General features: G+C 66.6%; 35 protein-coding genes. 34 read left to right on the top strand and 1 reads right to left on the bottom strand.

Annotated features, from left to right (window positions below; translation table 11 throughout):
• The first annotated feature begins 24 nt into the window (after positions 1-24).
• The 28 genes from fusA to map all read left to right on the top strand — a co-directional run bounded on the left by fusA (position 25) and on the right by map (position 18758).
• Entirely contained in the window at positions 25-2139 is a 2115-nt protein-coding gene (fusA, locus tag ACIOSR_RS12330) for an elongation factor G (RefSeq protein ID WP_056043577.1), read from the top strand.
• A 129-nt stretch (positions 2140-2268) separates the two neighbouring features.
• Entirely contained in the window at positions 2269-3459 is a 1191-nt protein-coding gene (tuf, locus tag ACIOSR_RS12325) for an elongation factor Tu (protein ID WP_043593375.1), read from the top strand.
• A gap of 125 nt (positions 3460-3584) precedes the next feature.
• On the top strand, positions 3585-3797 hold the full coding sequence (locus tag ACIOSR_RS12320; protein ID WP_056043574.1) for an Rv0909 family putative TA system antitoxin: 213 nt from the start codon (positions 3585-3587) through the stop codon (positions 3795-3797).
• An 86-nt stretch (positions 3798-3883) separates the two neighbouring features.
• Positions 3884-4876 carry a DNA topoisomerase IB gene (locus ACIOSR_RS12315; protein WP_173153452.1) on the top strand — a complete coding sequence of 331 codons (993 nt, stop codon included), beginning with the start codon at positions 3884-3886 and terminating at the stop codon, positions 4874-4876.
• 103 nt (positions 4877-4979) lie between these two features.
• On the top strand, positions 4980-5819 hold the full coding sequence (locus tag ACIOSR_RS12310) for a DarT ssDNA thymidine ADP-ribosyltransferase family protein (protein ID WP_402752761.1): 840 nt from the start codon (positions 4980-4982) through the stop codon (positions 5817-5819).
• A gap of 397 nt (positions 5820-6216) precedes the next feature.
• The gene (gene rpsJ, locus ACIOSR_RS12305) at positions 6217-6525 is read left to right on the top strand and encodes a 30S ribosomal protein S10 (RefSeq protein WP_043593369.1); all 309 of its coding nucleotides are present in this window, start codon (positions 6217-6219) and stop codon (positions 6523-6525) included.
• Positions 6526-6541: 16 nt separating this feature from the next.
• Positions 6542-7192, top strand: a complete 651-nt coding sequence (gene rplC / locus ACIOSR_RS12300) for a 50S ribosomal protein L3 (RefSeq protein WP_173154863.1) — start codon at positions 6542-6544, stop codon at positions 7190-7192.
• A 3-nt stretch (positions 7193-7195) separates the two neighbouring features.
• The gene (gene rplD / locus ACIOSR_RS12295) at positions 7196-7858 is read left to right on the top strand and encodes a 50S ribosomal protein L4 (protein ID WP_043593365.1); all 663 of its coding nucleotides are present in this window, start codon (positions 7196-7198) and stop codon (positions 7856-7858) included.
• Positions 7855-8154, top strand: coding sequence for a 50S ribosomal protein L23 (rplW, locus tag ACIOSR_RS12290; RefSeq protein WP_043593363.1), 300 nt, complete (start codon positions 7855-7857; stop codon positions 8152-8154). Before rplD ends, rplW begins: the two co-directional genes overlap by 4 nt.
• An 18-nt stretch (positions 8155-8172) precedes the next feature.
• Complete coding sequence (gene rplB, locus ACIOSR_RS12285) at positions 8173-9012, top strand: 50S ribosomal protein L2 (RefSeq protein ID WP_056043560.1); 840 nt, start codon at positions 8173-8175, stop codon at positions 9010-9012.
• A 12-nt stretch (positions 9013-9024) separates the two neighbouring features.
• Complete coding sequence (rpsS, locus tag ACIOSR_RS12280; RefSeq protein WP_043593360.1) at positions 9025-9306, top strand: 30S ribosomal protein S19; 282 nt, start codon at positions 9025-9027, stop codon at positions 9304-9306.
• A gap of 25 nt (positions 9307-9331) precedes the next feature.
• Complete coding sequence (gene rplV, locus ACIOSR_RS12275) at positions 9332-9724, top strand: 50S ribosomal protein L22 (RefSeq protein WP_043593358.1); 393 nt, start codon at positions 9332-9334, stop codon at positions 9722-9724.
• Entirely contained in the window at positions 9724-10503 is a 780-nt protein-coding gene (gene rpsC, locus ACIOSR_RS12270; RefSeq protein WP_043593357.1) for a 30S ribosomal protein S3, read from the top strand. The genes rplV and rpsC overlap by 1 nt, the downstream gene beginning before the upstream one ends.
• 2 nt (positions 10504-10505) lie before the next feature.
• Positions 10506-10925, top strand: coding sequence for a 50S ribosomal protein L16 (gene rplP / locus ACIOSR_RS12265; RefSeq protein WP_043593355.1), 420 nt, complete (start codon positions 10506-10508; stop codon positions 10923-10925).
• Positions 10925-11248, top strand: coding sequence for a 50S ribosomal protein L29 (rpmC, locus tag ACIOSR_RS12260; RefSeq protein WP_054145424.1), 324 nt, complete (start codon positions 10925-10927; stop codon positions 11246-11248). The genes rplP and rpmC overlap by 1 nt, the downstream gene beginning before the upstream one ends.
• Entirely contained in the window at positions 11248-11544 is a 297-nt protein-coding gene (rpsQ, locus tag ACIOSR_RS12255; RefSeq protein WP_056043557.1) for a 30S ribosomal protein S17, read from the top strand. Before rpmC ends, rpsQ begins: the two co-directional genes overlap by 1 nt.
• A 34-nt stretch (positions 11545-11578) precedes the next feature.
• Positions 11579-11947, top strand: a complete 369-nt coding sequence (rplN, locus tag ACIOSR_RS12250; RefSeq protein WP_043593350.1) for a 50S ribosomal protein L14 — start codon at positions 11579-11581, stop codon at positions 11945-11947.
• Positions 11948-11950: 3 nt separating this feature from the next.
• Positions 11951-12310 carry a 50S ribosomal protein L24 gene (gene rplX / locus ACIOSR_RS12245; protein ID WP_043593348.1) on the top strand — a complete coding sequence of 120 codons (360 nt, stop codon included), beginning with the start codon at positions 11951-11953 and terminating at the stop codon, positions 12308-12310.
• Complete coding sequence (rplE, locus tag ACIOSR_RS12240; protein ID WP_402752760.1) at positions 12310-12894, top strand: 50S ribosomal protein L5; 585 nt, start codon at positions 12310-12312, stop codon at positions 12892-12894. Before rplX ends, rplE begins: the two co-directional genes overlap by 1 nt.
• Positions 12895-13035: 141 nt before the next feature.
• A complete protein-coding gene (rpsH, locus tag ACIOSR_RS12235; RefSeq protein WP_043593344.1) occupies positions 13036-13434 on the top strand; it encodes a 30S ribosomal protein S8 in 399 nt (132 codons plus the stop codon).
• Positions 13435-13440: 6 nt separating this feature from the next.
• The gene (gene rplF / locus ACIOSR_RS12230) at positions 13441-13977 is read left to right on the top strand and encodes a 50S ribosomal protein L6 (protein WP_043593343.1); all 537 of its coding nucleotides are present in this window, start codon (positions 13441-13443) and stop codon (positions 13975-13977) included.
• A 2-nt stretch (positions 13978-13979) separates the two neighbouring features.
• The gene (gene rplR / locus ACIOSR_RS12225; protein ID WP_043593341.1) at positions 13980-14351 is read left to right on the top strand and encodes a 50S ribosomal protein L18; all 372 of its coding nucleotides are present in this window, start codon (positions 13980-13982) and stop codon (positions 14349-14351) included.
• Positions 14348-15088 (top strand): 30S ribosomal protein S5, encoded by a 741-nt coding sequence (rpsE, locus tag ACIOSR_RS12220; protein ID WP_043593339.1) that lies wholly within the window; start codon positions 14348-14350, stop codon positions 15086-15088. The genes rplR and rpsE overlap by 4 nt, the downstream gene beginning before the upstream one ends.
• Complete coding sequence (gene rpmD / locus ACIOSR_RS12215; protein ID WP_043593338.1) at positions 15088-15273, top strand: 50S ribosomal protein L30; 186 nt, start codon at positions 15088-15090, stop codon at positions 15271-15273. Before rpsE ends, rpmD begins: the two co-directional genes overlap by 1 nt.
• Complete coding sequence (rplO, locus tag ACIOSR_RS12210; RefSeq protein ID WP_082460060.1) at positions 15273-15908, top strand: 50S ribosomal protein L15; 636 nt, start codon at positions 15273-15275, stop codon at positions 15906-15908. Before rpmD ends, rplO begins: the two co-directional genes overlap by 1 nt.
• Positions 15909-15980: 72 nt before the next feature.
• Complete coding sequence (secY, locus tag ACIOSR_RS12205) at positions 15981-17303, top strand: preprotein translocase subunit SecY (RefSeq protein WP_043593336.1); 1323 nt, start codon at positions 15981-15983, stop codon at positions 17301-17303.
• Entirely contained in the window at positions 17300-17920 is a 621-nt protein-coding gene (locus ACIOSR_RS12200; RefSeq protein WP_402752759.1) for an adenylate kinase, read from the top strand. Before secY ends, ACIOSR_RS12200 begins: the two co-directional genes overlap by 4 nt.
• A gap of 4 nt (positions 17921-17924) precedes the next feature.
• Positions 17925-18758 carry a type I methionyl aminopeptidase gene (gene map / locus ACIOSR_RS12195; RefSeq protein ID WP_402752758.1) on the top strand — a complete coding sequence of 278 codons (834 nt, stop codon included), beginning with the start codon at positions 17925-17927 and terminating at the stop codon, positions 18756-18758.
• A gap of 49 nt (positions 18759-18807) precedes the next feature.
• On the opposite strand, the gene ACIOSR_RS12190 is transcribed toward map, so the two are convergent.
• A complete protein-coding gene (locus ACIOSR_RS12190; protein ID WP_402752757.1) occupies positions 18808-20085 on the bottom strand; it encodes an LCP family protein in 1278 nt (425 codons plus the stop codon).
• Between the two features lie 218 nt (positions 20086-20303).
• On the opposite strand from ACIOSR_RS12190, the gene infA reads away from it, so the two are divergent.
• The 6 genes from infA to rplQ all read left to right on the top strand — a co-directional run bounded on the left by infA (position 20304) and on the right by rplQ (position 23520).
• Positions 20304-20525, top strand: a complete 222-nt coding sequence (infA, locus tag ACIOSR_RS12185) for a translation initiation factor IF-1 (RefSeq protein WP_043593329.1) — start codon at positions 20304-20306, stop codon at positions 20523-20525.
• A 68-nt stretch (positions 20526-20593) separates the two neighbouring features.
• Entirely contained in the window at positions 20594-20710 is a 117-nt protein-coding gene (rpmJ, locus tag ACIOSR_RS12180) for a 50S ribosomal protein L36 (RefSeq protein ID WP_043593327.1), read from the top strand.
• A 190-nt stretch (positions 20711-20900) separates the two neighbouring features.
• Complete coding sequence (gene rpsM / locus ACIOSR_RS12175; RefSeq protein ID WP_043593325.1) at positions 20901-21275, top strand: 30S ribosomal protein S13; 375 nt, start codon at positions 20901-20903, stop codon at positions 21273-21275.
• 45 nt (positions 21276-21320) lie between these two features.
• Positions 21321-21719, top strand: coding sequence for a 30S ribosomal protein S11 (gene rpsK / locus ACIOSR_RS12170; protein WP_043593323.1), 399 nt, complete (start codon positions 21321-21323; stop codon positions 21717-21719).
• Positions 21720-21909: 190 nt separating this feature from the next.
• Complete coding sequence (locus tag ACIOSR_RS12165; RefSeq protein WP_043593322.1) at positions 21910-22905, top strand: DNA-directed RNA polymerase subunit alpha; 996 nt, start codon at positions 21910-21912, stop codon at positions 22903-22905.
• Between the two features lie 48 nt (positions 22906-22953).
• Complete coding sequence (gene rplQ / locus ACIOSR_RS12160; RefSeq protein WP_402752756.1) at positions 22954-23520, top strand: 50S ribosomal protein L17; 567 nt, start codon at positions 22954-22956, stop codon at positions 23518-23520.
• The last annotated feature ends 11 nt before the right edge of the window (positions 23521-23531 follow it).

Below are 23531 nucleotides of genomic sequence, written 5' to 3'. Positions count from 1 at the left end.
CCACCTACCCCTTCGGAGGAACCTGTGGCACAGGACGTGCTCACCGACCTGAACAAGGTCCGCAACATCGGCATCATGGCGCACATCGATGCTGGCAAGACGACGACCACCGAGCGCATCCTGTACTACACGGGCATCACCCACAAGATCGGTGAGGTGCACGACGGTGCGGCCACCATGGACTGGATGGCGCAAGAGCAAGAGCGTGGCATCACGATCACCTCGGCGGCGACGACCTGCTTCTGGAACAAGAACCAGATCAACATCATCGACACCCCGGGTCACGTCGACTTCACGGTCGAGGTCGAGCGTTCGCTCCGCGTGCTCGACGGCGCGGTCGCCGTCTTCGACGGAAAAGAGGGCGTCGAGCCCCAGTCCGAGACCGTGTGGCGTCAGGCCGACAAGTACGACGTGCCGCGCATCTGCTTCGTCAACAAGATGGACAAGCTCGGTGCCGACTTCTACTTCACGGTCGACACGATCATCAACCGCCTCGGCGCCAAGCCGCTGGTGATGCAGCTCCCGATCGGTGCCGAGAGCTCCTTCGAGGGCGTCGTCGACCTGGTCGAGATGCGTGCCCTCACGTGGCGCGGTGACGCCAAGGGTGACGTCGAGCTGGGTGCGAAGTACGAGATCGAAGAGATCCCCGAAGACCTCAAGGAGAAGGCGGCGGAGTACCGCGCCAAGCTCCTCGAGACCGTTGCCGAGTCCGACGACGTGCTGCTCGAGAAGTACTTCGGTGGCGAAGAGCTCACGATCGCCGAGATCAAGGGCGCCGTCCGCAAGATGACGGTCAACTCCGAGCTCTACCCGATCTTCTGTGGTTCGGCCTTCAAGAACCGCGGCGTGCAGCCCATGCTCGACGCGGTCATCGACTACCTGCCCTCGCCGCTCGACGTGCCTCCCATGGAGGGTCACGACGTCCGCGACGCCGAGAAGATCATCATCCGCAAGCCCGAGTCGACCGAGCCCTTCTCGGCTCTCGCCTTCAAGGTCGCGGTGCACCCCTTCTTCGGTCGTCTCACCTACGTCCGCGTCTACTCGGGCTCCATCGAGTCCGGCGCCCAGGTCATCAACTCGACCAAGGACAAGAAAGAGCGCATCGGCAAGATCTTCCAGATGCACTCGAACAAGGAGAACCCCGTCGACAGCGTGACCGCCGGTCACATCTACGCCGTCATCGGGCTCAAGTTCACCACCACGGGTGACACCCTCTGCGACCCGTCCGAGCAGATCGTCCTCGAGTCGATGACGTTCCCCGAGCCCGTCATCGAGGTCGCGATCGAGCCGAAGACCAAGGCCGACCAAGAGAAGCTGTCGCTGGCCATCCAGAAGCTCGCCGAAGAAGACCCGACGTTCCGCGTCGAGCTCAACGCCGAGACGGGCCAGACGGTCATCAAGGGCATGGGCGAGCTCCACCTCGACATCCTGGTCGACCGCATGAAGCGCGAGTTCAACGTCGAGGCCAACGTGGGCAAGCCCCAGGTCGCGTACCGCGAGACCCTCAAGAAGGGCATCGAGCGCTACGACTACACCCACAAGAAGCAGACCGGTGGTTCGGGTCAGTTCGCCAAGGTGCAGATCGCTCTGGAGCCCTTCGAGGTCACGGCCGAGTCGACCTACGAGTTCGTCAACAAGGTCACCGGTGGCCGCATCCCCCGCGAGTACATCCCCTCGGTCGATGCTGGCATCCAGGACGCCATGCAGGTCGGCGTGCTCGCCGGCTACCCGACGGTGGGCGTCCGCGCGCTGCTGCTCGACGGTGCGGCGCACGACGTCGACTCGTCCGAGATGGCGTTCAAGATCGCTGGGTCGATCGCCTACAAAGAGGCGGCTCGCAAGGCCCAGCCCGTTCTCCTCGAGCCGCTCATGGCGGTCGAGGTCCGTACGCCCGAGGAATACATGGGCGACGTCATCGGCGACCTCAGCTCGCGACGCGGGCAGATCTCGTCGATGGAAGACGCCAGTGGTGTGAAGGTCGTTCGGGCCAGCGTGCCGCTGTCGGAGATGTTCGGTTACGTCGGAGACCTGCGGTCGAAGACCTCGGGCCGGGCCGTTTACTCGATGACGTTCGAGTCGTACCAAGAGGTGCCCTCGGCCGTCGCCGAAGAGATCATCCAGAAGAACAAGGGCGAATAGTCCTGAACCGCGTGGTCGTCCGACGACCGCGTAACATGTACACACACCAATCCGCAGGGCGACCGGTAGGCCGGGTCATCGACCCGGCCCCCGGGCCGCACTGCAACCGAGTCCTGAGGAGGACCCACAGTGGCTAAGGCCAAGTTCGAGCGGACCAAGCCGCACGTCAACATCGGAACCATCGGTCACGTCGACCACGGCAAGACCACGCTCACCGCGGCGATCACCAAGGTCCTGCACGACAAGTACCCCACCCTCAACACGGCGTCGGCGTTCGACCAGATCGACAACTCGCCTGAAGAGAAGCAGCGCGGCATCACGATCAACATCTCGCACGTCGAGTACCAGACCGAGAAGCGCCACTACGCTCACGTCGACGCTCCCGGCCACGCCGACTACGTCAAGAACATGATCACCGGTGCGGCTCAGATGGACGGCGCGATCCTCGTCGTCGCCGCCACCGACGGTCCCATGCCCCAGACGCGTGAGCACGTCCTGCTCGCCCGCCAGGTCGGCGTGCCCTACATCGTCGTCGCGCTGAACAAGGCCGACATGGTCGATGACGAAGAGATCATGGAGCTCGTCGAGCTCGAGGTCCGCGAGCTCCTCTCGAGCCAGGAGTTCGACGGCGACAACGCCCCGATCGTCCAGGTCTCCGCTCTCAAGGCCCTTGAGGGTGACGAGAAGTGGGCCGAGACGGTCGCCGAGCTGATGAACGCCGTCGACGAGAACGTGCCCGAGCCCGTTCGCGCCACCGACCAGCCCTTCCTCATGCCCATCGAGGACGTCTTCACCATCACCGGTCGTGGCACCGTCGTCACCGGTCGTGTCGAGCGCGGTCAGCTCAACGTCAACGAAGAGGTCGAGATCGTCGGCATCCGCCCGACCGTCAAGACCACCGTCACCGGCATCGAGATGTTCCGCAAGCTGCTCGACTCGGCTCAGGCCGGCGACAACACCGGTCTCCTCCTCCGCGGCACCAAGCGCGAGGACGTCGAGCGCGGCCAGGTCGTCGTCAAGCCCGGTTCGGTCACGCCGCACACCGAGTTCGAGGCGAACGTCTACATCCTGTCGAAGGACGAGGGTGGGCGTCACAACCCGTTCTACGCGAACTACCGTCCGCAGTTCTACTTCCGCACCACCGACGTCACGGGTGTCATCACGCTGCCCGAGGGCACCGAGATGGTCATGCCCGGCGACACGACCGAGATCAGCGTCCAGCTGATCCAGCCGATCGCCATGGAAGCCGGTCTGCGCTTCGCCATCCGTGAGGGTGGTCGCACGGTCGGTGCCGGTACGGTCACCAAGATCAACAAGTAAGTCCTGTTCACACAGAACTGCTGATCTGACGAGAGAGGTCAGGCCCTTCGGGGCCTGGCCTCTTTTGTGTCAGCAGGGCACGATGGGGGAGACGTCGGACGGACCGGCGCCGACGGGAGGACGTCATGGCAGGTTTCGACGACATCACCAAGAAGGCCCAGGCCTTCCTCAAGGACGGAAAGGTCCAGGAGGCGCTCAAGAGCGAGAAGGCCGAGGGCGTCAGCGACAACATCCTCGACGCGGTCGCCTCCGCGGCCGACAAGGCCACCGGCGGCAAGCACGCCGACAAGATCCAGCAGGCCAAGGAGCAGGCCGACAAGAAGCTGGGCAACCAGTAAGGCGCGAGCGATGCCCCCGCCGTCGAGCGGGGGCATCGCTGTACCCCGCCCAGGCCCCTCGACGACGCGCGGTGTTCACTCGACCGATGCCGCGCCTCCGGAGGACCGATTCGAGCCGACCCGGGCTGACGCGGGTCCGGGCAGGACGAGGGTTCTCGTACCGGACGGCCGACGGGACCGCCGTCGCCGACGCCGAGTTGCGGGCCCGCATCGAGCACCTCGCGATCCCACCGGCCTGGACCGACGTCTGGATCTCCCCTTACGAGAACGGCCACATCCAGGCCACGGGAGTGGACGCTGCAGGTCGGCGTCAGTACATCTACCACCCGACGTGGCGTGAGCAGAAGGACCGCATCAAGTTCGACCGGGCACTCGCCCTCGCCGAGTCGCTGCCGACCGCCCGTCGATTCGTGACGCACGACCTGCGCGTCCAGGGGGCCGGCCGTGAGCGGGTCCTGGCCGCTGCCTTCCGCATGCTCGACACGGGCTCCCTCCGGGTGGGCTCCGAGCGCTACGCGCAGGAGCACGGCAGCCACGGGTTGTCGACCCTGCTCTGCGCGCACGCGACCGTCTCCGGCGACACGGTGTCGCTGGCGTTCCCCGGCAAGAGCGGCCAGGACTGGGACTCCGAGATCCACGACGCCGACCTCGCGGCCGTCGTCCGCAGCCTCAAGCGGCGGGGCGGGCGGGCCCGGTTGCTCGCCTGGAAGGCCGACGGCGGGGGAGCGGGGGAGGCGCGCGCGGCCTGGCACCCGCTACGAGCGACCGAGATCAACGACTACGTCAAGGAGAGGGCCGGCGACGAGTTCACCGCCAAGGACTTCCGCACCCTGCACGGCACCGTCGCCGCCGCCGTCAGCCTGGCCCGCTCCGGGCCGCAGGCGTCGGCCTCCCGGCAGTCGAAGTCCCTCGCCCAGGCGATGCGGGACGCCGCCGCCGTGCTCGGCAACACCCCGGCCATCGCGAAGTCGTCGTACGTCGATCCCCGGCTGGTCGATGCGTACCGGCACGGGGAGACCATCGATCCGGCCCGCCTGCACGCGGCCGAATCCGAGGTCCGGGCATTGCTGTTCCGCTGAGCCGTCGCGCACCCGAGGTGGTCCACGGTCTGCGAACGGTGCGCGTCGTGACGTAACCTAGAGGGTCGCGTCCCGTTCGGGTCGCCCGAGAGGAACAACTGCAGTGACTGACGAGTGCATCCACGGATTCGAGCGAGAGTTGTGCGACATCTGCGCTCCCCGCAAGCGCGAGGGCGTCGCCGACGGCATGCCCTCGACCGCCGCACGGTCGGTCACCACCCGCCGCCGCCCCTCCAACCGCAAGCCCGAGTCGCTGCGCAGCACGCCCGCACTCGCCCGTGACTCGGCCGCCGTCGCCGTGGCCGCGCAGGCGGCCGCCACCCCCGTCCCCGAGTTCTCGACCCAGCGTGCCTACCACTGGACGCACGTGTCCAACCTGCCCGCCATCCTCGAGGCCGGCGCGCTGCAGGCCGGCGCTACTCCCGTGCTCGACGTCAGCTCCGAGGCGACGCGGGCTCTCCGCGCCTCCGTCACGACCGCGTCGGGTCAGCCCGTCGCCGCGCACGTGCCGTTCTCGTTGTCGCCTCATGCGACCGCCTGGGACGCCGTCCGTACCGGAGCCGAGGGCTACGAGTGGTCGGATGCGGCACGTGAGGCCCGTGCCATCGACTTCGTCATGCTCGTGGTTCCCGTCGCCTCGCTCGGCGACGACTTCGTCGTGACCGAGGGCGACGCGGCCGTCGAGGGCGTCCGTGCGGCCGCAGGACTCGACGACGCATCGTCGATGGTCCGCCGGTTCAGCCTCAAGGACCCCGACCTGCTCGGGCCGGAAGTGCTCGTGCCCGGTTCCGTGCCCTTCTCCTCGGTGACACTCGTCGGCGTCCCGAACGACAAGGTCCGCGACGCCGTGAAGGAGACGCTCGCCGAGCTGGGAGCCGAGGCGCCGCGCGTCGCCGTCTACCCGCCGTGGTTCCGGCCCGCACCGGTCGTCGAAGCCGTCTGACATCCGCGACACGCCCGGGTTGCAGCAAATGCAGGCGTGTGGCAAAATCGTCTAGTTCAACATTTCGAGCCTGGCCTCTGCGCCGGGTGTCGGATCACTGCCAGGCAGTGCACAGACGCAAGGCGTCTGGGCCGCGGGTAGCAGGACGCATCTCACAACGAAACCACCGCCGTGACCTCAGGTCGCGGTGTGCCGGGGCGAAGCCCCGGGTGCGGGTGGCGGTGGCGAAGATGGCCCTCCCCGGGTCCTTCCTCGCGGGCACCGGCCGGTTTCGGCAGATGGATTGACACAAGAACAGCGGTACGCGAGAGACACGTAGTGCCAACAGATGTTCGCCCAGCGAACAGCGTCAGGCGGCCCCCGAGGTGCGCGACGTCCGAACGAGAGAGAGTCACACATGGCGGGACAGAAGATCCGCATCCGACTTAAGTCGTACGACCACGAGGTCATCGACACTTCCGCGCGCAAGATCGTCGACACGGTCACCCGCGCGGGCGCTACGGTCGTCGGCCCCGTGCCGCTCCCGACCGAGAAGAACGTGGTCGTCGTGATCCGTTCGCCCCACAAGTACAAGGACTCGCGCGAGCACTTCGAGAAGCGCACGCACAAGCGCCTCATCGACATCGTCGACCCGACGCCGAAGGCCGTCGACTCGCTCATGCGTCTCGACCTGCCTGCCGACGTCAACATCGAGATCAAGCTGTAGGGGGGCGACCATGACCATCAGCACCACCAAGAACGTCAAGGGCCTGCTCGGCAAGAAGCTCGGCATGACCCAGGTCTGGGACGAGAACAACAAGCTCGTCCCCGTCACCGTCGTCGAGATCGCCCCGAACGTCGTGACCCAGGTCCGCTCGCTCGAGAAGGACGGCTACACCGCCGTCCAGATCGCAGCCGGCCAGATCGACCCCCGCAAGTCGAACAAGCCCTCCACGGGTCACTTCGACGCCGCGGGCGTCACCCCCCGTCGCCACCTCACCGAGGTCCGCACCGCCGACGCCGCCGAGTACGCACTCGGCCAGGAGCTCACGGTCGACACCTTCGAAGCCGGCCAGAAGGTCGACGTCGTCGGAACGTCCAAGGGCAAGGGCTTCGCCGGTGTCATGAAGCGTCACAACTTCAAGGGCGTCAGCGCCTCGCACGGTGCGCACCGCAACCACCGCAAGCCCGGTTCGATCGGTGCCTCCTCGACCCCCAGCCGTGTCTTCAAGGGCATGCGCATGGCCGGTCGCATGGGTGGCGAGCGCGTCACCATCCTCAACCTCACGGTGCACGCCGTCGACGCCGAGAAGGGTCTGCTGCTCGTCAAGGGCGCCGTCCCCGGTGCTCGCGGCCGCATCGTTTTCGTCCGCACCGCCGTGAAGGGGAAGTAGCTCATGGCCACCACTACCGCATCGGCCGCTTCGGTCGACGTCGTCGACGCCAAGGGCCAGAAGACCAGCACGGTCGAGCTCCCCGTCGAGCTCTTCGACGTCGTCACGAACGTCCCGCTCATCCACCAGGTCGTCGTCGCCCAGCAGGCCGCCGCACGTCAGGGCACGCACAAGACCAAGCGTCGCGGCGAGGTCTCCGGCGCCGGCCGCAAGCCGTTCAAGCAGAAGGGCACCGGCCGCGCCCGTCAGGGTTCGATCCGCGCTCCTCAGATGACCGGCGGTGGCATCGTCCACGGCCCGCAGCCCCGCGACTACGCCCAGCGCACCCCCAAGAAGATGATCGCCGCAGCCCTGCTCGGTGCTTTGTCCGACCGCGCTCGTGGCGCCCGCGTCCACGTCGTCGAGAGCTTCGTCGCCGACTCGATCTCGACCAAGGTCGCTCTCGAGCTGCTCGCGTCGATCGCCTCGAGCAAGCACGTCCTGATCGTCACCGACCGCGACGACACGCTGACCCTCAAGAGCGTCCGCAACGTGCCCACGGTCCACGTGATCACGTTCGACCAGCTGAACGCCTACGACGTCCTCGTCAGCGACGACATCGTCTTCACGAAGAGCGCCTTCGACGGCTTCGTCGCCTCGAAGACCAAGAAGGAGGCCACCGCATGAGCGGCTACGGAAAAGACCCCCGCGACGTCATCATCGCGCCCGTCGTCTCCGAGAAGAGCTACTCCCTGATCGACCAGGGCAAGTACACCTTCCTCGTGGACCCGCGTTCGAACAAGACCGAGATCAAGCTCGCCATCGAGAAGATCTTCGACGTCAAGGTCGACAGCATCAACACGCTCAACCGAACGGGCAAGACCCGTCGCACCCGCTTCGGCACCGGCAAGCGCAAGGACACCAAGCGCGCCATCGTCACGCTGAAGTCCGGTTCCATCGACATCTTCACGGCTGTCGGCTAGGGAGCAGAGGCATAAATCATGGCAATTCGTAACTACAAGCCCACGACCCCGGGACGCCGCGGTTCGTCGGTCGCCGACTTCGCGGAGATCACGCGTTCGACGCCCGAGAAGTCGCTGCTGCGCCCGCTCTCGAAGTCCGGTGGCCGTAACAACGCCGGCCGCATCACGACCCGTCACATCGGTGGTGGCCACAAGCGCCAGTACCGCGTCATCGACTTCCGTCGCAACGACAAGGACGGCGTCAACGCCAAGGTCGCTCACATCGAGTACGACCCCAACCGCACGGCTCGCATCGCGCTCCTACACTTCGTGGACGGCACCAAGCGGTACATCATCGCGCCGAACAAGCTGAAGCAGGGCGACGTCGTCGAGTCGGGTGCCGGCGCCGACATCAAGCCCGGAAACAACCTGCCGCTCAAGAACATCCCGGTCGGTACCGTCATCCACGCCATCGAGCTCAAGCCCGGTGGAGGCGCGAAGATGGCCCGCTCGGCCGGTGCCTCGGTGCGTCTCGTCGCCAAGGACGGCCCCTACGCGCAGCTCCGTCTGCCGTCGGGCGAGGTCCGCAACGTCGACGCCCGCTGCCGCGCCACGATCGGCGAGGTCGGCAACGCCGAGCAGTCGAACATCAACTGGGGCAAGGCCGGCCGCATGCGCTGGAAGGGCGTCCGCCCGACCGTGCGTGGTGTCGCCATGAACCCCGTCGACCACCCGCACGGTGGTGGTGAGGGCAAGACCTCCGGTGGACGCCACCCGGTCAGCCCGTGGGGCCAGAAAGAGGGCCGCACGCGTCACCCCAACAAAGAGAGCGACAAGCTCATCGTCCGTCGTCGTAACGCTGGCAAGAAGCGTAAGTAGGAGTTGTAGAAGATGCCACGCAGTCTTAAGAAGGGCCCCTTCGTTGACGACCACCTGCTTCGCAAGGTCGTCTCGCAGAACGAGGCCAGCACCAAGAACGTCATCAAGACCTGGTCGCGCCGTTCGATGATCGTCCCCAACATGCTTGGGCACACCATCGCCGTGCACGACGGACGCAAGCACATCCCCGTGTTCGTGACCGAGAGCATGATCGGCCACAAGCTCGGTGAGTTCGCGCCCACCCGCACCTTCCGTGGTCACGTGAAGGACGACAAGAAGGGTCGTCGCCGCTAACGCGGCGACGTGAAGGAGGAGAGAAATGGTGGAGTCGATCGCACGCGTGCGTCACATCCGCGTCACCCCCATGAAGGCCCGTCGTGTCGTCAACCTGATCCGCGGCAAGCAGGCCGCCGAGGCTCTGGCGATCCTGAAGTTCGCACCTCAGGGCGCCAGCGAGCCCGTCTACAAGCTCGTCGCGTCGGCCATGGCCAACGCCCGGGTCAAGGCGGACGCCTCGAACAGCTACCTCGACGAGCAGGACCTGTACATCAGTCGTGCATTCGTCGACCAGGGCGCCACCCTCAAGCGGTTCCAGCCGCGTGCACAGGGCCGCGCCTTCAAGATCCTGAAGCGCACCAGCCACATCACGATCGTCCTCTCGACGCCTGATGAGGTCGAGGCTGCCGACGCTACGAAGAAGGCGAGCAAGTAATGGGCCAGAAAGTCAACCCGTACGGCTTCCGTCTGGGCATCACCACCGACCACGTGTCGCGGTGGTTCACCGACAGCACGAAGCCGGGACAGCGTTACAGCGACTACGTCGCCGAGGACGTCAAGATCCGCACCCTGCTGAAGACCTCGCTCGACCGCGCCGGCGTGGCGAAGATCGAGATCGAGCGCACCCGTGACCGCGTCCGCGTCGACATCCACACCGCCCGTCCGGGCATCGTGATCGGTCGTCGTGGCGCCGAGGCCGAGCGCATCCGCGGCGACCTCGAGAAGCTCACGAGCAAGCAGATCCAGCTCAACATCCTCGAGGTCAAGAACCCCGAGGCCGAGGCCCAGCTCGTCGCCCAGGGCATCGCCGAGCAGCTCGCTGCTCGCGTGGCGTTCCGTCGTGCGATGCGCAAGGGGCTCCAGGGCGCCCAGCGTGCCGGTGCCAAGGGTGTCCGCATCCAGGTGTCGGGCCGTCTCGGCGGCGCCGAGATGAGCCGCTCGGAGTTCTACCGCGAGGGCCGCGTCCCCCTGCACACGCTCCGCGCCAACATCGACTACGGCTTCTACGAGGCCAAGACCACCTTCGGTCGCATCGGTGTCAAGGTCTGGATCTACAAGGGCGACATCACCAACAAGGAGCTCGCGCGCGAGCAGGCGAACCAGAAGTCGTCTCGCCCCGAGCGCCGCAACGACCGTGACGGCGCCCGCCGCGGCGGGGGCGACCGCGCTCCCCGCGAGCAGAAGGCACCCGCCACCACAGGAGCTGAGGCGTAACCATGCTTATCCCCCGTCGTGTCAAGCACCGCAAGCAGCACCACCCCGGCCGTAGCGGCCAGGCCACTGGTGGCACCAAGGTCAGCTTCGGTGAGTACGGCATCCAGGCCCTCACGCCCGCTTACGTGACCAACCGTCAGATCGAGTCCGCTCGTATCGCCATGACGCGTCACATCAAGCGTGGCGGAAAGGTGTGGATCAACATCTACCCCGACCGTCCCCTCACGAAGAAGCCCGCCGAGACCCGCATGGGTTCCGGTAAGGGCTCGCCCGAGTGGTGGGTCGCGAACGTCAAGCCGGGTCGCGTGCTCTTCGAGCTCAGCGGCGTGAGCGAGGAGATCGCCAAAGAGGCGCTCACTCGCGCAATCCACAAGCTGCCCCTCAAGGCACGCATCATCAAGCGCGAGGAGGGCGACGCATAATGGCGATCGGTTCCAAGGAGCTCCGTCCTGTCGAGCTCGACACATTCGAAGACGAGCGTCTCGTCGATGAGCTGAAGAAGGCGAAGGAAGAACTCTTCAACCTCCGCTTCCAGTCGGCCACCGGCCAGCTCGAGAGCCACGGCCGCCTGCGTGCCGTGAAGCGCGACATCGCTCGCATCTACACGGTCCTGCGTGAGCGCGAGCTCGGCATCCGTGCCACCCCCGCCCCGGTCGAGGCGGCCCCCAAGGCCGCCAAGAAGTCGACCAAGAAGGCTGACAAGCCGGCCGAGACGGCTGACGAGACCGCCGAGGAGAGCAAGTAATGGCCACCGAGAACAAGACCGAGGTCGACTCGGCTGCCGTCGAGGTCCGCGGCTACCGCAAGACGCGTCGCGGCTACGTGACCAGCGACAAGATGGAGAAGACCATCGTCGTCGAGGTCGAGGACCGCGTGAAGCACCCCCTGTACGGCAAGGTCATCCGCCGCACGTCCAAGGTCAAGGTCCACGACGAGGCCAACTCGGCCGGCGTCGGTGACCTCGTCGTGATCAGCGAGACCCGTCCGCTCAGCGCCTCCAAGCGCTGGCGCCTGGTCGAGATCCTCGAGAAGGCGAAGTAGGCCTCGCGGCCTGCTTGCGTAGAAGGAGACACAAGTGATTCAGCAAGAATCCCGCCTCAAGATCGCCGACAACACCGGGGCAAAAGAGATCCTCACCATCCGCGTGCTCGGTGGCTCCGGCCGTCGTTACGCCGGCCTGGGTGACGTCATCGTCGCCACGGTGAAGGACGCCATCCCCGGTGGCAACGTGAAGAAGGGTGACGTCGTCAAGGCCGTCATCGTTCGCACCAAGAAAGAGGTCCGTCGTCCGGACGGCTCTTACATCAAGTTCGACGAGAACGCCGCAGTGATCCTGAAGGCCGACGGAGACCCCCGCGGAACCCGCATCTTCGGACCGGTCGGTCGCGAACTCCGCGACAAGAAGTTCATGAAGATCATCTCGCTGGCGCCGGAGGTTATCTAAGTCATGGCAAACATCAAGAAGGGTGACCTCGTGCAGGTCATCACCGGTGCCTCGCAGGCCCGCGGCGGAGACCGCGGCAAGCAGGGCAAGGTCCTCGAGGTGCTCGTCGAGCGCAACCGCGTGGTCGTCGAAGGCGTCAACTTCGTGACCAAGCACGTGCGCGTCGGCCAGACCCAGCGTGGTTCCAAGACCGGTGGCATCGAGACGCACGAGGCTCCCATCCACGTGTCGAACGTCGCCGTCGTCGACCCCAAGACCAAGAAGCCCACCCGCGTCGGCTTCCGCGAAGAGACGGTCACCAAGGACGGCGTGTCCAAGACCGTTCGCGTCCGTTACGCCAAGAAGTCTGGTGAGAACCTCTGATGACCGACACCACCACGCAGGCCACGGCCCTCCCGCGGCTGAAGGCCAAGTACCGCGCCGAGATCATCGAGCAGCTGAAGTCCGACTTCGGCTTCACGAACGTGCACCAGGTGCCCGGGCTCGTGAAGATCGTCGTCAACACCGGTGTCGGTGAGGCCGCACGCGACAGCAAGATCATCGACGGTGCCATCAAGGACCTGACGGCCATCACCGGCCAGAAGCCCCAGGTCACCAAGGCACGCAAGTCCATCGCGCAGTTCAAGCTGCGCGAGGGCCAGCCGATCGGTGCCCACGTCACGCTCCGCGGTGACCGCGCCTGGGAGTTCCTCGACCGACTGCTGTCGCTGGCGCTGCCCCGCATCCGTGACTTCCGTGGTCTGAGCGACCGCCAGTTCGACGGAAACGGCAACTACACCTTCGGTCTCAACGAGCAGAGCATGTTCCACGAGATCGACCAGGACCGCATCGACCGCGTCCGTGGCTTCGACATCACCGTCGTCACGACCGCCAAGAACGACGACGAGGGTCGCGCGCTGCTCAAGGCGCTCGGGTTCCCGTTCCGTTCGGCCGACTCGGCCAACTAAGATCGTCCGGTCGGCAACTCTCTCGTAGAGTTGCCGGCCGTTCCCCTGAGGTCGACGAGAACCGCTCGTCGACCAATCGATCGCCCAGGTCGGCACCCGGTGTACCGGATGTCGAAACCGGACGAGAAAGTGACAAACCGCATGACGATGACAGATCCGGTCGCAGACCTGCTGACCAGACTGCGCAACGCGAACTCGGCTTTCCACGAGACCGTGTCGCTCCCGAGCAGCAAGCTCAAGTCCCACATCGCCGAGATCCTCAAGCGCGAGGGTTTCATCGAATCGTGGAAGGTCGAAGACGCCCGCGTCGGCCAGACCCTCACGATCGACCTCAAGTACGGCCCCGCCCGTGAGCGCTCCATCAAGGGCATCAAGCGCGTGTCGAAGCCCGGCCTCCGCGTCTACGCCAAGTCGACCGAGATCCCCCAGGTGCTCGGTGGCCTCGGTGTCGCCATCCTGTCGACTTCCTCCGGTCTGTTGACCGACCGTGAGGCCCAGAAGAAGGGCGTAGGCGGAGAAGTCCTCGCCTACGTGTGGTAACTCGTCATGTCTCGAATCGGAAGACTCCCCATCTCGATCCCTGCCGGGGTCGACGTGAAGATCGACGGCCAGGCCGTCAGCGTCAAGGGCCCCAAGGGTGAGCTGTCGCTCGTCGTCAAGAGCCCCATCGAAGCCAAGATCGAAGAAGGCACGGTCGTCGTGACCCGTCCGGACGACGAGCGCGAGTCGCGTTCGCTCCACGGCCTCACGCGCACCCTGATCGCCAACCAGATCATCGGCGTCACCGAGGGCTACACCAAGGGCCTCGAAGTCGTCGGAACCGGTTACCGCGTCCAGGCCAAGGGCTCGAACGTCGAGTTCGCCCTGGGTTACTCGCACCCCATCACCGTCGAGCCGCCCGCGGGCATCAGCTTCACGGTCGAGGGCAACAACAAGCTCACCGTCGTCGGGATCGACAAGCAGGCCGTCGGCGAGATGGCTGCCAACATCCGCAAGCTGCGCAAGCCCGAGCCCTACAAGGGCAAGGGTGTCCGCTACGCCGGCGAGGTCGTCCGCCGCAAGGCCGGAAAGTCAGGTAAGTAATCATGGGTCTCGGTACACGAGGAAAAAGCAAGTCGGCTGCCACCAAGCGCCGTCACACCCGCCTGCGCAAGAAGGTCGTGGGCACCGAAGAGCGCCCCCGTCTCGTCGTCACCCGTTCGGCCCGGCACGTGTTCGTGCAGGTCGTCGACGACAGCAAGGGCTTCACCGTCGCCAGCGCATCGACCCTCGAGGCCGACCTGCGCACGTTCGACGGTGACAAGACCGCGAAGTCCCGCAAGGTCGGCGAGCTCGTCGCCGAACGTGCGAAGGCTGCGGGCATCGAGGCCGTCGTGTTCGATCGCGGCGGCAACAAGTACGCCGGACGCGTCGCGGCCATCGCCGAAGGCGCCCGAGAGGCTGGTTTGAACCTGTGAGCGACGCTACGAACACCACTCCCCCCGCAGAGACCGAAGCGACCAAGGCGCCGGCTGAGGCCGTCGTCGAGCGTCCCGTCGAGACCGCTGCCGGCTCGGAGTCGAACAACCGCGAGGGTGGTCGCACCGACCGCCGTGGCGGCCAGGGTCGCGGTGACCGCAACCAGGGTGGCCGCGGACGCGGCGACCGTGACGACAAGAGCCAGTTCCTGGAGCGCGTCGTCACGATCAACCGCGTGTCGAAGGTCGTCAAGGGCGGTCGTCGCTTCAGCTTCACCGCACTCGTCGTCGTCGGTGACGGCAACGGCCTGGTCGGTGTCGGCTACGGCAAGGCCCGAGAGGTCCCCACGGCCATCAGCAAGGGCGTCGAAGAGGCCAAGAAGAACTTCTTCCGCGTCCCGCGCATCGGCAACACGATCCCGCACCCCGTGCAGGGTGAAGCCGCTGCAGGCGTCGTCATGCTGCGTCCGGCCTCGGCCGGTACCGGTGTCATCGCCGGCGGTCCCGTCCGCGCCGTGCTCGAGTGCGCCGGCGTGCACGACGTCCTGAGCAAGTCGCTCGGTTCGTCGAACACGATCAACATCGTCCACGCCACGGTCGAGGCGTTGCAGCAGCTCGAAGAGCCGCGTGCCGTCGCCGCCCGTCGTGGACTCGACATCGACGCTGTCATGCCGGCCTTCATGGTCCGCGCCGAGCAGGCAGCTCGTACCGCCGCGACCGAGAAGGCAGGTGCCTGATGGCCGCCAACCTCAAGGTGACCCAGATCAAGTCCGTAATCAGCGAGAAGCAGAACCAGCGTGACACGCTGCGGAGCCTGGGCCTCAAGCGCATCGGCCAGTCGGTCGTTCGCGAGGACACCAAGCAGAACCGCGGCTACGTCAACACGGTCGCCCACCTCGTGAAGGTCGAGGAGATTGACTAATGGCTGACGAGAAGAACGAGGCCGCCGCGAAGGCCGCCCCGAAGAAGGCCGCCGCCCCCAAGGCGACGACCACCAAGGCAGCAGCTCCCAAGGCTGCCGCCAAGAAGCCCGCAGCCGACAAGGCCGCTGCTTCGACGGGTTCGACCACCAAGGCCGCTCCCGCCTCGACGACGTCCTCCGACGACGTCGCGCGTCCCCAGGTGCTCAAGGTGCACCACCTTCGTCCGGCTCCCGGTGCCAAGAAGGCGAAGACGCGCGTCGGCCGTGGTGAGGGCTCGAAGGGTAAGACGGCCGGTCGTGGCACCAAGGGTCAGAAGGCCCGGTACCAGGTCAAGGTCGGATTCGAGGGTGGCCAGATGCCGCTCCACATGCGTACTCCGAAGCTGCGCGGGTTCAAGAACCCGTTCCGCGTCGAGTACCAGGTGGTCAACCTCGAGAAGCTGAACGAGCTCTACCCGCAGGGTGGTGACGTCACCGTCGGTGACCTCGTCGCCAAGGGTGCCGTTCGCAAGAATGAGAAGGTCAAGGTCCTCGGACAGGGCGACCTGAGCGTCAAGCTCACCGTCGCGGTCGACAAGGTCTCCGGCTCCGCCGAGGACAAGATCGTCGCCGCCGGCGGGTCCGTCAGCAAGTAAAAATCACCTGAGGGGGTGGTCCGCCAGGGCCACCCCCATCAGTCGTCTATCCTTCATACCGGGAGGCCCCACGTGTTCAGAGCTGTCGCGCGCATCATGCGCACCCCCGACCTGCGTCGCAAGATCGGGTTCACGCTCGGCATCATCGCGCTCTTCCGGTTGGGTAGCTTCATCCCCGCGCCGTTCGTCGACTACCAGAACGTGCAGGCCTGCCTCGCGGGCAACCAGGGCACCTCGGGTCTCTACGAGCTCGTCAACCTGTTCAGCGGTGGTGCTCTGCTGCAGCTGTCCGTCTTCGCGTTGGGCATCATGCCCTACATCACCTCGTCGATCATCGTGCAGCTGCTGCGCGTGGTCATCCCCCACTTCGACACCCTCTACAAAGAGGGCCAGTCCGGGCAGGCGAAGCTCACGCAGTACACGCGGTACCTCACCATCGCTCTCGGCGTCCTCCAGTCGACGACGCTCATCACCGTGGCCCGCTCGGGTGCCCTGTTCGGTTCGTCCGGCATCGCGGAGTGCAGCCAGCTGATCACGAACGACGCCTGGTACGCCGTCATGCTCATGGTCGTCACGATGACCGCCGGTACCGGCCTCATCATGTGGATGGGCGAGCTCATCACCGAGCGCGGCATCGGCAACGGCATGTCGCTGCTGATCTTCACCTCGATCGCCGCCCGCTTCCCGACGGCCCTCTGGAGCATCGCGCAGTCGCGCAGCTTCGAGATCTTCCTGCTCGTCATCGCGGTCGGACTGATCATCATGGCGCTCGTCGTCTTCGTCGAGCAGTCCCAACGGCGGATCCCCGTCCAGTACGCCAAACGCATGGTCGGTCGGCGCACGTACGGTGGCAACAACACGTACATCCCGATCAAGGTCAACATGGCCGGCGTCGTGCCGGTCATCTTCGCCTCGTCGCTGCTCTACCTCCCGGCCCTCGTCGCCCAGTTCAACCAGCCCTCCGACGGAACGGCTCCGCCCGCCTGGGTCAGTTGGGTGCAGGCCAACCTCACCTCGGGCGACAACCCGCTCTACATGGTCCTGTACTTCGCCCTCATCGTCGGTTTCACCTACTTCTACGTCGCGATCACCTTCAACCCCGAAGAGGTCGCCGACAACATGAAGAAGTACGGCGGGTTCATCCCGGGCATCCGGGCCGGTCGCCCCACGGCCGAGTACCTCGACTACGTGCTGACGCGTGTGACGCTGCCCGGTGCCTTGTACCTCGGCATCATCGCGCTCATCCCGCTGATCGCGTTGGCCACGGTCGGTGCGAACCAGAACTTCCCCTTCGGAGGCGCCAGCATCCTGATCATCGTGGGCGTCGGCCTCGAGACGGTCAAGCAGATCGACTCGCAGCTGCAGCAGCGTCACTACGAGGGCCTGCTCCGATGAGCGCCGCTGAGACCCGACTCAGCCCGCGCCTCCTCATCGTCGGTCCCCCCGGGGCCGGCAAGGGCACCCAGGCGGTCGCGATCGCCGAGTCGTTGGGCATCCCCGCGATCTCGACCGGCGACATCTTCCGCGCCAACGTCAAGAACGAGACCGAGCTCGGTCTCAAGGTCAAGGCGATCCTCGACGCGGGCGACTACGTACCGGACAGCCTCACCAACGAGCTCATCTCCGACCGGCTGTCGCAGGCCGATGCGAGCGAGGGCTTCCTCCTCGACGGCTACCCACGCACGCTGCAGCAGGTCCAATTCCTCGACGAGCACCTCGCTGCGCAGGGGCAGTCCTTGACGACCGTCGTCCAGCTGGTCGCCGAGCGGGACGAGATCGTCGAGCGACTGCGCCGGCGTGCCGTCGACCAGGGTCGTTCCGACGATACCGAGGACGCCATCCGCCACCGCCAGGACGTCTACCTCCGCGAGACCGCACCCCTGATCGACACGTACCGAGATCGAGGAATCCTCGTCGAGGTCGACGGTCTGGGCAGCATCGACGAGGTCGCCGGGCGCATCGAGTCGGCCTTGGCCGCTCGCGGCTTCACGTGCGTCGCCTCGGCCTCCTGACCTCGTGGCGTTCCGCCGCTCCGGCATCTACAAGACGGCCGACGAACTCAGACGTCTGGTCGCGCCGGGGCTGTTGACGGCCGCGTCGCTCGACGCCGTCCAGTCCGCCGTTCGTCCCGGGGTGTCCACGCTCGAACTCGACGCCGTCGCCGAAGCCGTCATCCGAGACGGTGGGGGAGAACCCAACTTCATGTTGGTGCCCGGCTACCGTCACACGGTGTGCGCGTCGGTCGGTGACGAGGTCGTCCACGGCATCCCCGGTGCGCGCGTGCTGGCGGCGGGGGACCTCGTCTCCGTCGACAGCGGAGCGCAACTCGACGGCTGGAACGGCGACAGCGCACGGAGTTTCGTCCTGGACGATGCCGGCCGCCCCGACGTGGTGGCCGAGCGGCGTCGGTTGAACGAGGTCACCGAGCAGTCCCTCTGGCACGGCATCGCCGCGCTGGCGTCGGCCTCGCACCTCAACGAGGTGGGGGGCGCCATCGAGGACTACATCGACGGGCAGGGCGACTTCGGCATCATCGAGGACTACACCGGCCACGGCATCGGTCGTTCGATGCACGAGGACCCGCCGGTGTTCAACTACCGCGTCCGCGGACGTGGCCCCGCCGTCCGGCCCGGCCTGGTGATCGCCATCGAGCCCATGGTCACGTCGGGCGGAATCGACACGGTGACCCACGACGACGGGTGGACCGTCACCACGCGCGACGGCTCGATGGCCGCGCACTGGGAGCACTCGATCGCGGTGCACGACGGTGGCATCTGGGTGCTCACGGCACAGGACGGCGGCGCCGCGGGTCTGGCACCGCTGGGAGTGACACCCGTCCGGATCGCCTGACCCGCGCCTCCTCGGCTCACGCCGACGACGCGAGGAGGCTCGGTGCGGCTCAGCGGGACGAGCCGACGCTGCAGGTGGCCTCGGCCGCCGACTGGCCCGTGATGGTCGAGGGCAGCGTGGTCGTCGGAGTGTCCGTCGCGACCGGGGCGGCCGGCACGGAGGACTCCGACGTCGTGTCGGACGGCGTCGACGTCTCGCTCGGTGCGGCGGGGGGCGTGGTCGCGGCCGGGGCCGTCCCGTCCGAGACGGAGCCACGTCCGGCGCTGTCGTCACCGAGGGTGAACTTCTGGTCGGCGTTCAGGGCGGCGTTCAGGGCCGCGGCGTCGGTCGTGGACTGCACCACCCTGTTCGGGTCCCGCGAATCGTCGACGACCGGGTACTGGACGAAGACGATCCCCGCGGGCTGGATGTCCTTCAGTGCGAGGGCCAGGCGCACGAGCGTGTCGGGGGAGTCGAGGGTGGACGACAACGTCATGTTGCTCAGGGCGGCCGAGGCGAGTTTGTAGAGCGTCGTCACGTCGCCGAGGGTGCCGCCCGAGATGATCTTGCGCATCATCGAGGACAGGAAGACCTGCTGCGAGCTGATGCGCGCGATGTCGCTTCCGTCGCCGACGCCGTGTCGGGTCCGCAGGAAGGCGAGGGCCTCGGCGCCCTGCAGGGTGTGGGTGCCCGCGGTCAGGTCGATGCCCGAGTCGGTGTCCCGGATCGTCCGCGTGACGCAGACGTCGACCCCACCGATGGCGTTCGACATCTCGATGACGCCGTCGAAGGTGATCTTGCCGGCGTAGGGGATCGCCAGTCCGGTCATGCCCTCGACCGTCTTGACGGTGCACGAGAGGCCACCGCGTCCGAGGGTCGTGTTGAACTGCACGTAGTCCTCGGCCGGGTACACCTGGCCGTCGTCGCCGACGCATTCGGGTACGTCGATCATCAGGTCGCGGGGGAAGCTCACGGCCGTCAGCTGGGTGTGGTCCGCCGAGAGGTGGGCCAGGATCGTCACGTCGTTGCGGATGCCGTCGACCTCGCCGGCGTCGACCTGGCTGCCGTCGTCGCGTTCGTCGCTGCCCACCAGCAGGATGTTGGCGCCGCCCTGGATGGCCGAGATGTCGACCCCGGCGACCTCGTCCTCGTTGCCGAGAGAGACCGTCTGCACGCCCGAGGTCGCGGAGCGGACCGCGATGGCCGCGACGGACACGCCGCTCACGAGCACGACGGCCATCGTCCCGGCGACGAGCCCCAGGAGCATGCGGACGGGGCCGCGGCGGCGGAGTCGGCCGTGACGAGCGACCCCCCGAGGGGAGGAGGGGGTGGTCGAGCGGTCAGGCATGGTGCTCCCGGCAGTCGTGACGCGTACCCGACGAGACGACGGCCGAGGTGGGCGGCAGAGGTCGGCGGGTGCTCCGGCGTGTCGGGTTGACCAGCCGGGTTGCTGAACTATACCGGCATCACCTAGGATCGACCTTTGGTGTTCCGTGTGCGTTTCTGCGCGCCTGGGCATCGCATCCCCGCACGACCAACACCCCTATTCTTAGCGACAGTGAGGCTATGGCCAAAAAAGACGGTGTCATCGAAATCGAAGGCGCAGTGATCGAAGCTCTGCCCAACGCGATGTTCCGCGTTGAGTTGACCAACGGACACAGGGTCCTCGCGCACATCTCCGGCAAGATGCGGCAGCACTACATCCGCATCCTGCCCGAAGACCGTGTGATCGTGGAGCTCAGCCCCTACGACCTGACCCGCGGCCGGATCGTCTACCGCTACAAGTAGGGCGTGCTGGAAAGGAACGGCCCCACGCACCCGTGGGGCACGAAGCCAGCGAGATCAAGGAATCATCAATGAAGGTCAACCCCAGCGTCAAGCCCATCTGCGAGCACTGCAAGGTCATCCGCCGCAAGGGCAACGTCATGGTCATCTGCAAGAGCAACCCGCGCCACAAACAGCGTCAGGGCTGACTCGTCCGTCGCTCCGGCGACGTGCCGATGCCGACCCGGCCGAGCCGGGTCACACAGCAACACCCTCCCAGCAGCACCAGAACTCGTCACGGAAGCCCGACAGGGTGGACGGAGGCGGGGGACACCCCGGGTCGGAGGCCCGGGCACCGGTGCTGTGACAGACCTCCACCATCTCTGAAAAGAGGCCATCATGGCACGTCTAGCAGGCGTTGACATCCCGCGCGACAAGCGCGTCGAAGTCGCACTGACCTACATCTACGGAGTCGGCCGCACCAGCGCGCTCAAGACTCTCGCCGAGACCGAGATCGACGGCAACATCCGCGTCAAGGACCTCACGGACGACCAGCTCGTCCTGCTCCGCGACTACATCGAGGGCAACTACAAGGTCGAGGGTGACCTCCGCCGCGAGGTGGCCGCCGACATCCGCCGCAAGGTCGAGATCGGTAGCTACGAGGGCATCCGCCACCGCCGCGGCCTCCCCGTCCGCGGCCAGCGCACCAAGACGAACGCTCGTACCCGCAAGGGCCCGAAGCGCACCGTCGCCGGCAAGAAGAAGGCTCGATAGGCCTCGGCTCCCGCCGTACGCCCCTCAAGGTTGTAGGAGAAAAAATTGGCAGCACCGAAGACGGCCGCGCGTAAGCCCCGCCGCAAAGAGAAGAAGAACGTCGCCGTGGGCCAGGCCCACATCAAGAGCACGTTCAACAACACGATCGTCTCGATCACCGACCCCTCGGGCGCCGTCCTGAGCTGGGCCTCGTCCGGCGCCGTCGGCTTCAAGGGCTCGCGCAAGTCGACCCCGTTCGCCGCGCAGCTCGCCGCCGAGTCCGCCGCCCGCCAGGCGCAGGAGCACGGTGTCAAGAAGGTCGACGTCTTCGTCAAGGGCCCGGGTTCGGGTCGCGAGACGGCGATCCGCTCGCTCCAGGCCGCAGGCCTCGAGGTCGGTTCGATCAACGACGTCACCCCCCAGGCGCACAACGGCTGCCGCCCGCCGAAGCGTCGTCGCGTCTAACTGAGTTACCGCCCGCCGTGCCCGACGGGCCCCGTCACCGGGGTCCGTCGGGTACGGCGGGCTCCCCCGCGTCAGCACCGCCTCCCGCGTGTTCGCCCGAGGTGCCCACAACTCAACAGACCCGACGGGCCAGCCACCTGTCGTACCGCCAAGAGTCATATAGCGGACTCTTCGCCGAAAGGATTAAACAGTGCTCATTGCACAGCGCCCCACCCTCACCGAGGAGAACATCTCGGAGTTCCGCTCCCGCTTCGTGATCGAGCCCCTCGAGCCAGGCTTCGGTTACACCCTCGGCAACTCGCTGCGCCGCACGCTTCTCTCGTCGATCCCCGGCGCTGCTGTCACCAGCATCCGCATCGACGGTGTGCTGCACGAGTTCACGACCGTCCCCGGAGTGAAAGAGGACGTCACCGAGGTCATCCTCAACATCAAGCAGCTGGTCGTCGCCAGCGAGCACGACGAGCCCATCACGGCCTACCTGCGCAAGCAGGGTGCGGGTCAGGTCACGGCCGCCGACATCTCGGCTCCGGCCGGCGTCGAGATCCACAACCCCGAGCTCGTCATCGCCACGCTGAACGACAAGGCGAAGTTCGAGCTCGAGCTCACGATCGAGCGTGGCCGTGGTTACGTGTCGGCCGTGCAGAACCGGAGCGAGTTCAGCGAAGCCGGTCAGATCCCGATCGACTCGATCTACTCGCCCGTGCTCAAGGTCACCTACCGCGTCGAGGCGACGCGTGCCGGTGAGCGCACCGACTTCGACCGCCTGGTCGTCGACGTCGAGTCGAAGCCGTCGATCTCGCCCCGTGACGCCATCGCCTCGGCCGGTCGCACGCTGACCGAGCTGTTCGGCCTCGCCCGCGAGCTGAACACCGCCGCCGAGGGCATCGAGATCGGCCCCGCGCCGGTCGACGCCGTCCTGTCGAGCGAGCTGCAGACCCCGATCGAGGACCTCGACCTGTCGGTCCGCAGCTACAACTGCCTGAAGCGCGAGGGCATCAACACGGTGTCCGAGCTGGTCGCCCTGTCCGAGACCCAGTTGATGAACATCCGCAACTTCGGTCAGAAGTCGGTCGACGAGGTGAAGGACAAGCTCGTCGAGCTCGGCCTCTCGCTCAAGGACACGGTCCCCGGGTTCGACGGAGCCCACTTCTACAGCGGTTACGACGAAGAAGAGACCACCAACTAGGTCTCTCCGCCCGACGCCCTCCACTCTCGACTCACTTAGGAACAGACAATGCCCAAGCCCACCAAGGGACCCCGCCTCGGAGGCGGCCCGGCGCACGAGCGCCTCATGCTGGCCAACCTGGCCGCCTCGCTCTTCGAGCACAAGACGATCAAGACGACCGAGACCAAGGCCAAGCGCCTCCGTCCCGTCGCCGAGCGTCTCGTGACCTTCGCGAAGCGTGGCGACCTGCACTCGCGTCGTCGCGCCATGCAGACCCTGCGCAACAACAAAGAGGCCGCCCACATCCTCTTCACCGAGATCGCCCCGCTGGTCGAGAACCGTGACGGCGGCTACACCCGCATCACGAAGCTCGGCTTCCGCAAGGGTGACAACGCGTCGATGGTGTCCATCGAGCTCGTCCTCGAGCCCGTGAGCCCCAAGGTCAAGAACTCGAAGACCACCGCCGCGGCGGCTCCGGTCGCCGAGCCCGTCGCCGAGGAGCCCACCGAGGCTCCCGTCGACGAGACCGAGACCGTCGAGGAGTCGGCTCCCGTCGAGGCCGAGACCGAGACGGCTGCCGCCGACGAGGTCGAGGCCGACGCCGCTGCGAAGTCGGACGACGAAGCAGCCAAGTAGACCCACCAGCA

The sequence above is a fragment of the Frigoribacterium sp. NPDC087798 genome (assembly GCF_044742985.1).
In the GTDB taxonomy this organism is placed as follows: Bacteria; Actinomycetota; Actinomycetes; order Actinomycetales; family Microbacteriaceae; genus Frigoribacterium.
The sequence above is the reverse complement of the archived record's forward strand: the minus strand, read 5'-3'. Positions and strand labels throughout refer to the sequence as shown.

Excerpts from the sequence above, each read along its gene's own strand:
- ACIOSR_RS12320 (WP_056043574.1), top strand. The coding sequence starts at position 3,585 with ATGGCAGGTTTCGACGACATCACCAAGAAGGCCCAGGCCTTCCTCAAG.
- ACIOSR_RS12315 (WP_173153452.1), top strand. The coding sequence starts at position 3,884 with ATGCCGCGCCTCCGGAGGACCGATTCGAGCCGACCCGGGCTGACGCGG.
- rpsJ (WP_043593369.1), top strand. The coding sequence starts at position 6,217 with ATGGCGGGACAGAAGATCCGCATCCGACTTAAGTCGTACGACCACGAG.
- rplD (WP_043593365.1), top strand. The coding sequence starts at position 7,196 with ATGGCCACCACTACCGCATCGGCCGCTTCGGTCGACGTCGTCGACGCC.
- rplW (WP_043593363.1), top strand. The coding sequence starts at position 7,855 with ATGAGCGGCTACGGAAAAGACCCCCGCGACGTCATCATCGCGCCCGTC.
- rplB (WP_056043560.1), top strand. The coding sequence starts at position 8,173 with ATGGCAATTCGTAACTACAAGCCCACGACCCCGGGACGCCGCGGTTCG.
- rpsS (WP_043593360.1), top strand. The coding sequence starts at position 9,025 with ATGCCACGCAGTCTTAAGAAGGGCCCCTTCGTTGACGACCACCTGCTT.
- rplV (WP_043593358.1), top strand. The coding sequence starts at position 9,332 with ATGGTGGAGTCGATCGCACGCGTGCGTCACATCCGCGTCACCCCCATG.
- rpsC (WP_043593357.1), top strand. The coding sequence starts at position 9,724 with ATGGGCCAGAAAGTCAACCCGTACGGCTTCCGTCTGGGCATCACCACC.
- rplP (WP_043593355.1), top strand. The coding sequence starts at position 10,506 with ATGCTTATCCCCCGTCGTGTCAAGCACCGCAAGCAGCACCACCCCGGC.
- rpmC (WP_054145424.1), top strand. The coding sequence starts at position 10,925 with ATGGCGATCGGTTCCAAGGAGCTCCGTCCTGTCGAGCTCGACACATTC.
- rpsQ (WP_056043557.1), top strand. The coding sequence starts at position 11,248 with ATGGCCACCGAGAACAAGACCGAGGTCGACTCGGCTGCCGTCGAGGTC.
- rplX (WP_043593348.1), top strand. The coding sequence starts at position 11,951 with ATGGCAAACATCAAGAAGGGTGACCTCGTGCAGGTCATCACCGGTGCC.
- rplE (WP_402752760.1), top strand. The coding sequence starts at position 12,310 with ATGACCGACACCACCACGCAGGCCACGGCCCTCCCGCGGCTGAAGGCC.
- rpsH (WP_043593344.1), top strand. The coding sequence starts at position 13,036 with ATGACGATGACAGATCCGGTCGCAGACCTGCTGACCAGACTGCGCAAC.
- rplF (WP_043593343.1), top strand. The coding sequence starts at position 13,441 with ATGTCTCGAATCGGAAGACTCCCCATCTCGATCCCTGCCGGGGTCGAC.
- rplR (WP_043593341.1), top strand. The coding sequence starts at position 13,980 with ATGGGTCTCGGTACACGAGGAAAAAGCAAGTCGGCTGCCACCAAGCGC.
- rpmD (WP_043593338.1), top strand. The coding sequence starts at position 15,088 with ATGGCCGCCAACCTCAAGGTGACCCAGATCAAGTCCGTAATCAGCGAG.
- rplO (WP_082460060.1), top strand. The coding sequence starts at position 15,273 with ATGGCTGACGAGAAGAACGAGGCCGCCGCGAAGGCCGCCCCGAAGAAG.
- ACIOSR_RS12200 (WP_402752759.1), top strand. The coding sequence starts at position 17,300 with ATGAGCGCCGCTGAGACCCGACTCAGCCCGCGCCTCCTCATCGTCGGT.
- ACIOSR_RS12190 (WP_402752757.1), bottom strand. The coding sequence starts at position 20,085 with ATGCCTGACCGCTCGACCACCCCCTCCTCCCCTCGGGGGGTCGCTCGT.
- infA (WP_043593329.1), top strand. The coding sequence starts at position 20,304 with ATGGCCAAAAAAGACGGTGTCATCGAAATCGAAGGCGCAGTGATCGAA.
- rpmJ (WP_043593327.1), top strand. The coding sequence starts at position 20,594 with ATGAAGGTCAACCCCAGCGTCAAGCCCATCTGCGAGCACTGCAAGGTC.
- rpsM (WP_043593325.1), top strand. The coding sequence starts at position 20,901 with ATGGCACGTCTAGCAGGCGTTGACATCCCGCGCGACAAGCGCGTCGAA.
- rplQ (WP_402752756.1), top strand. The coding sequence starts at position 22,954 with ATGCCCAAGCCCACCAAGGGACCCCGCCTCGGAGGCGGCCCGGCGCAC.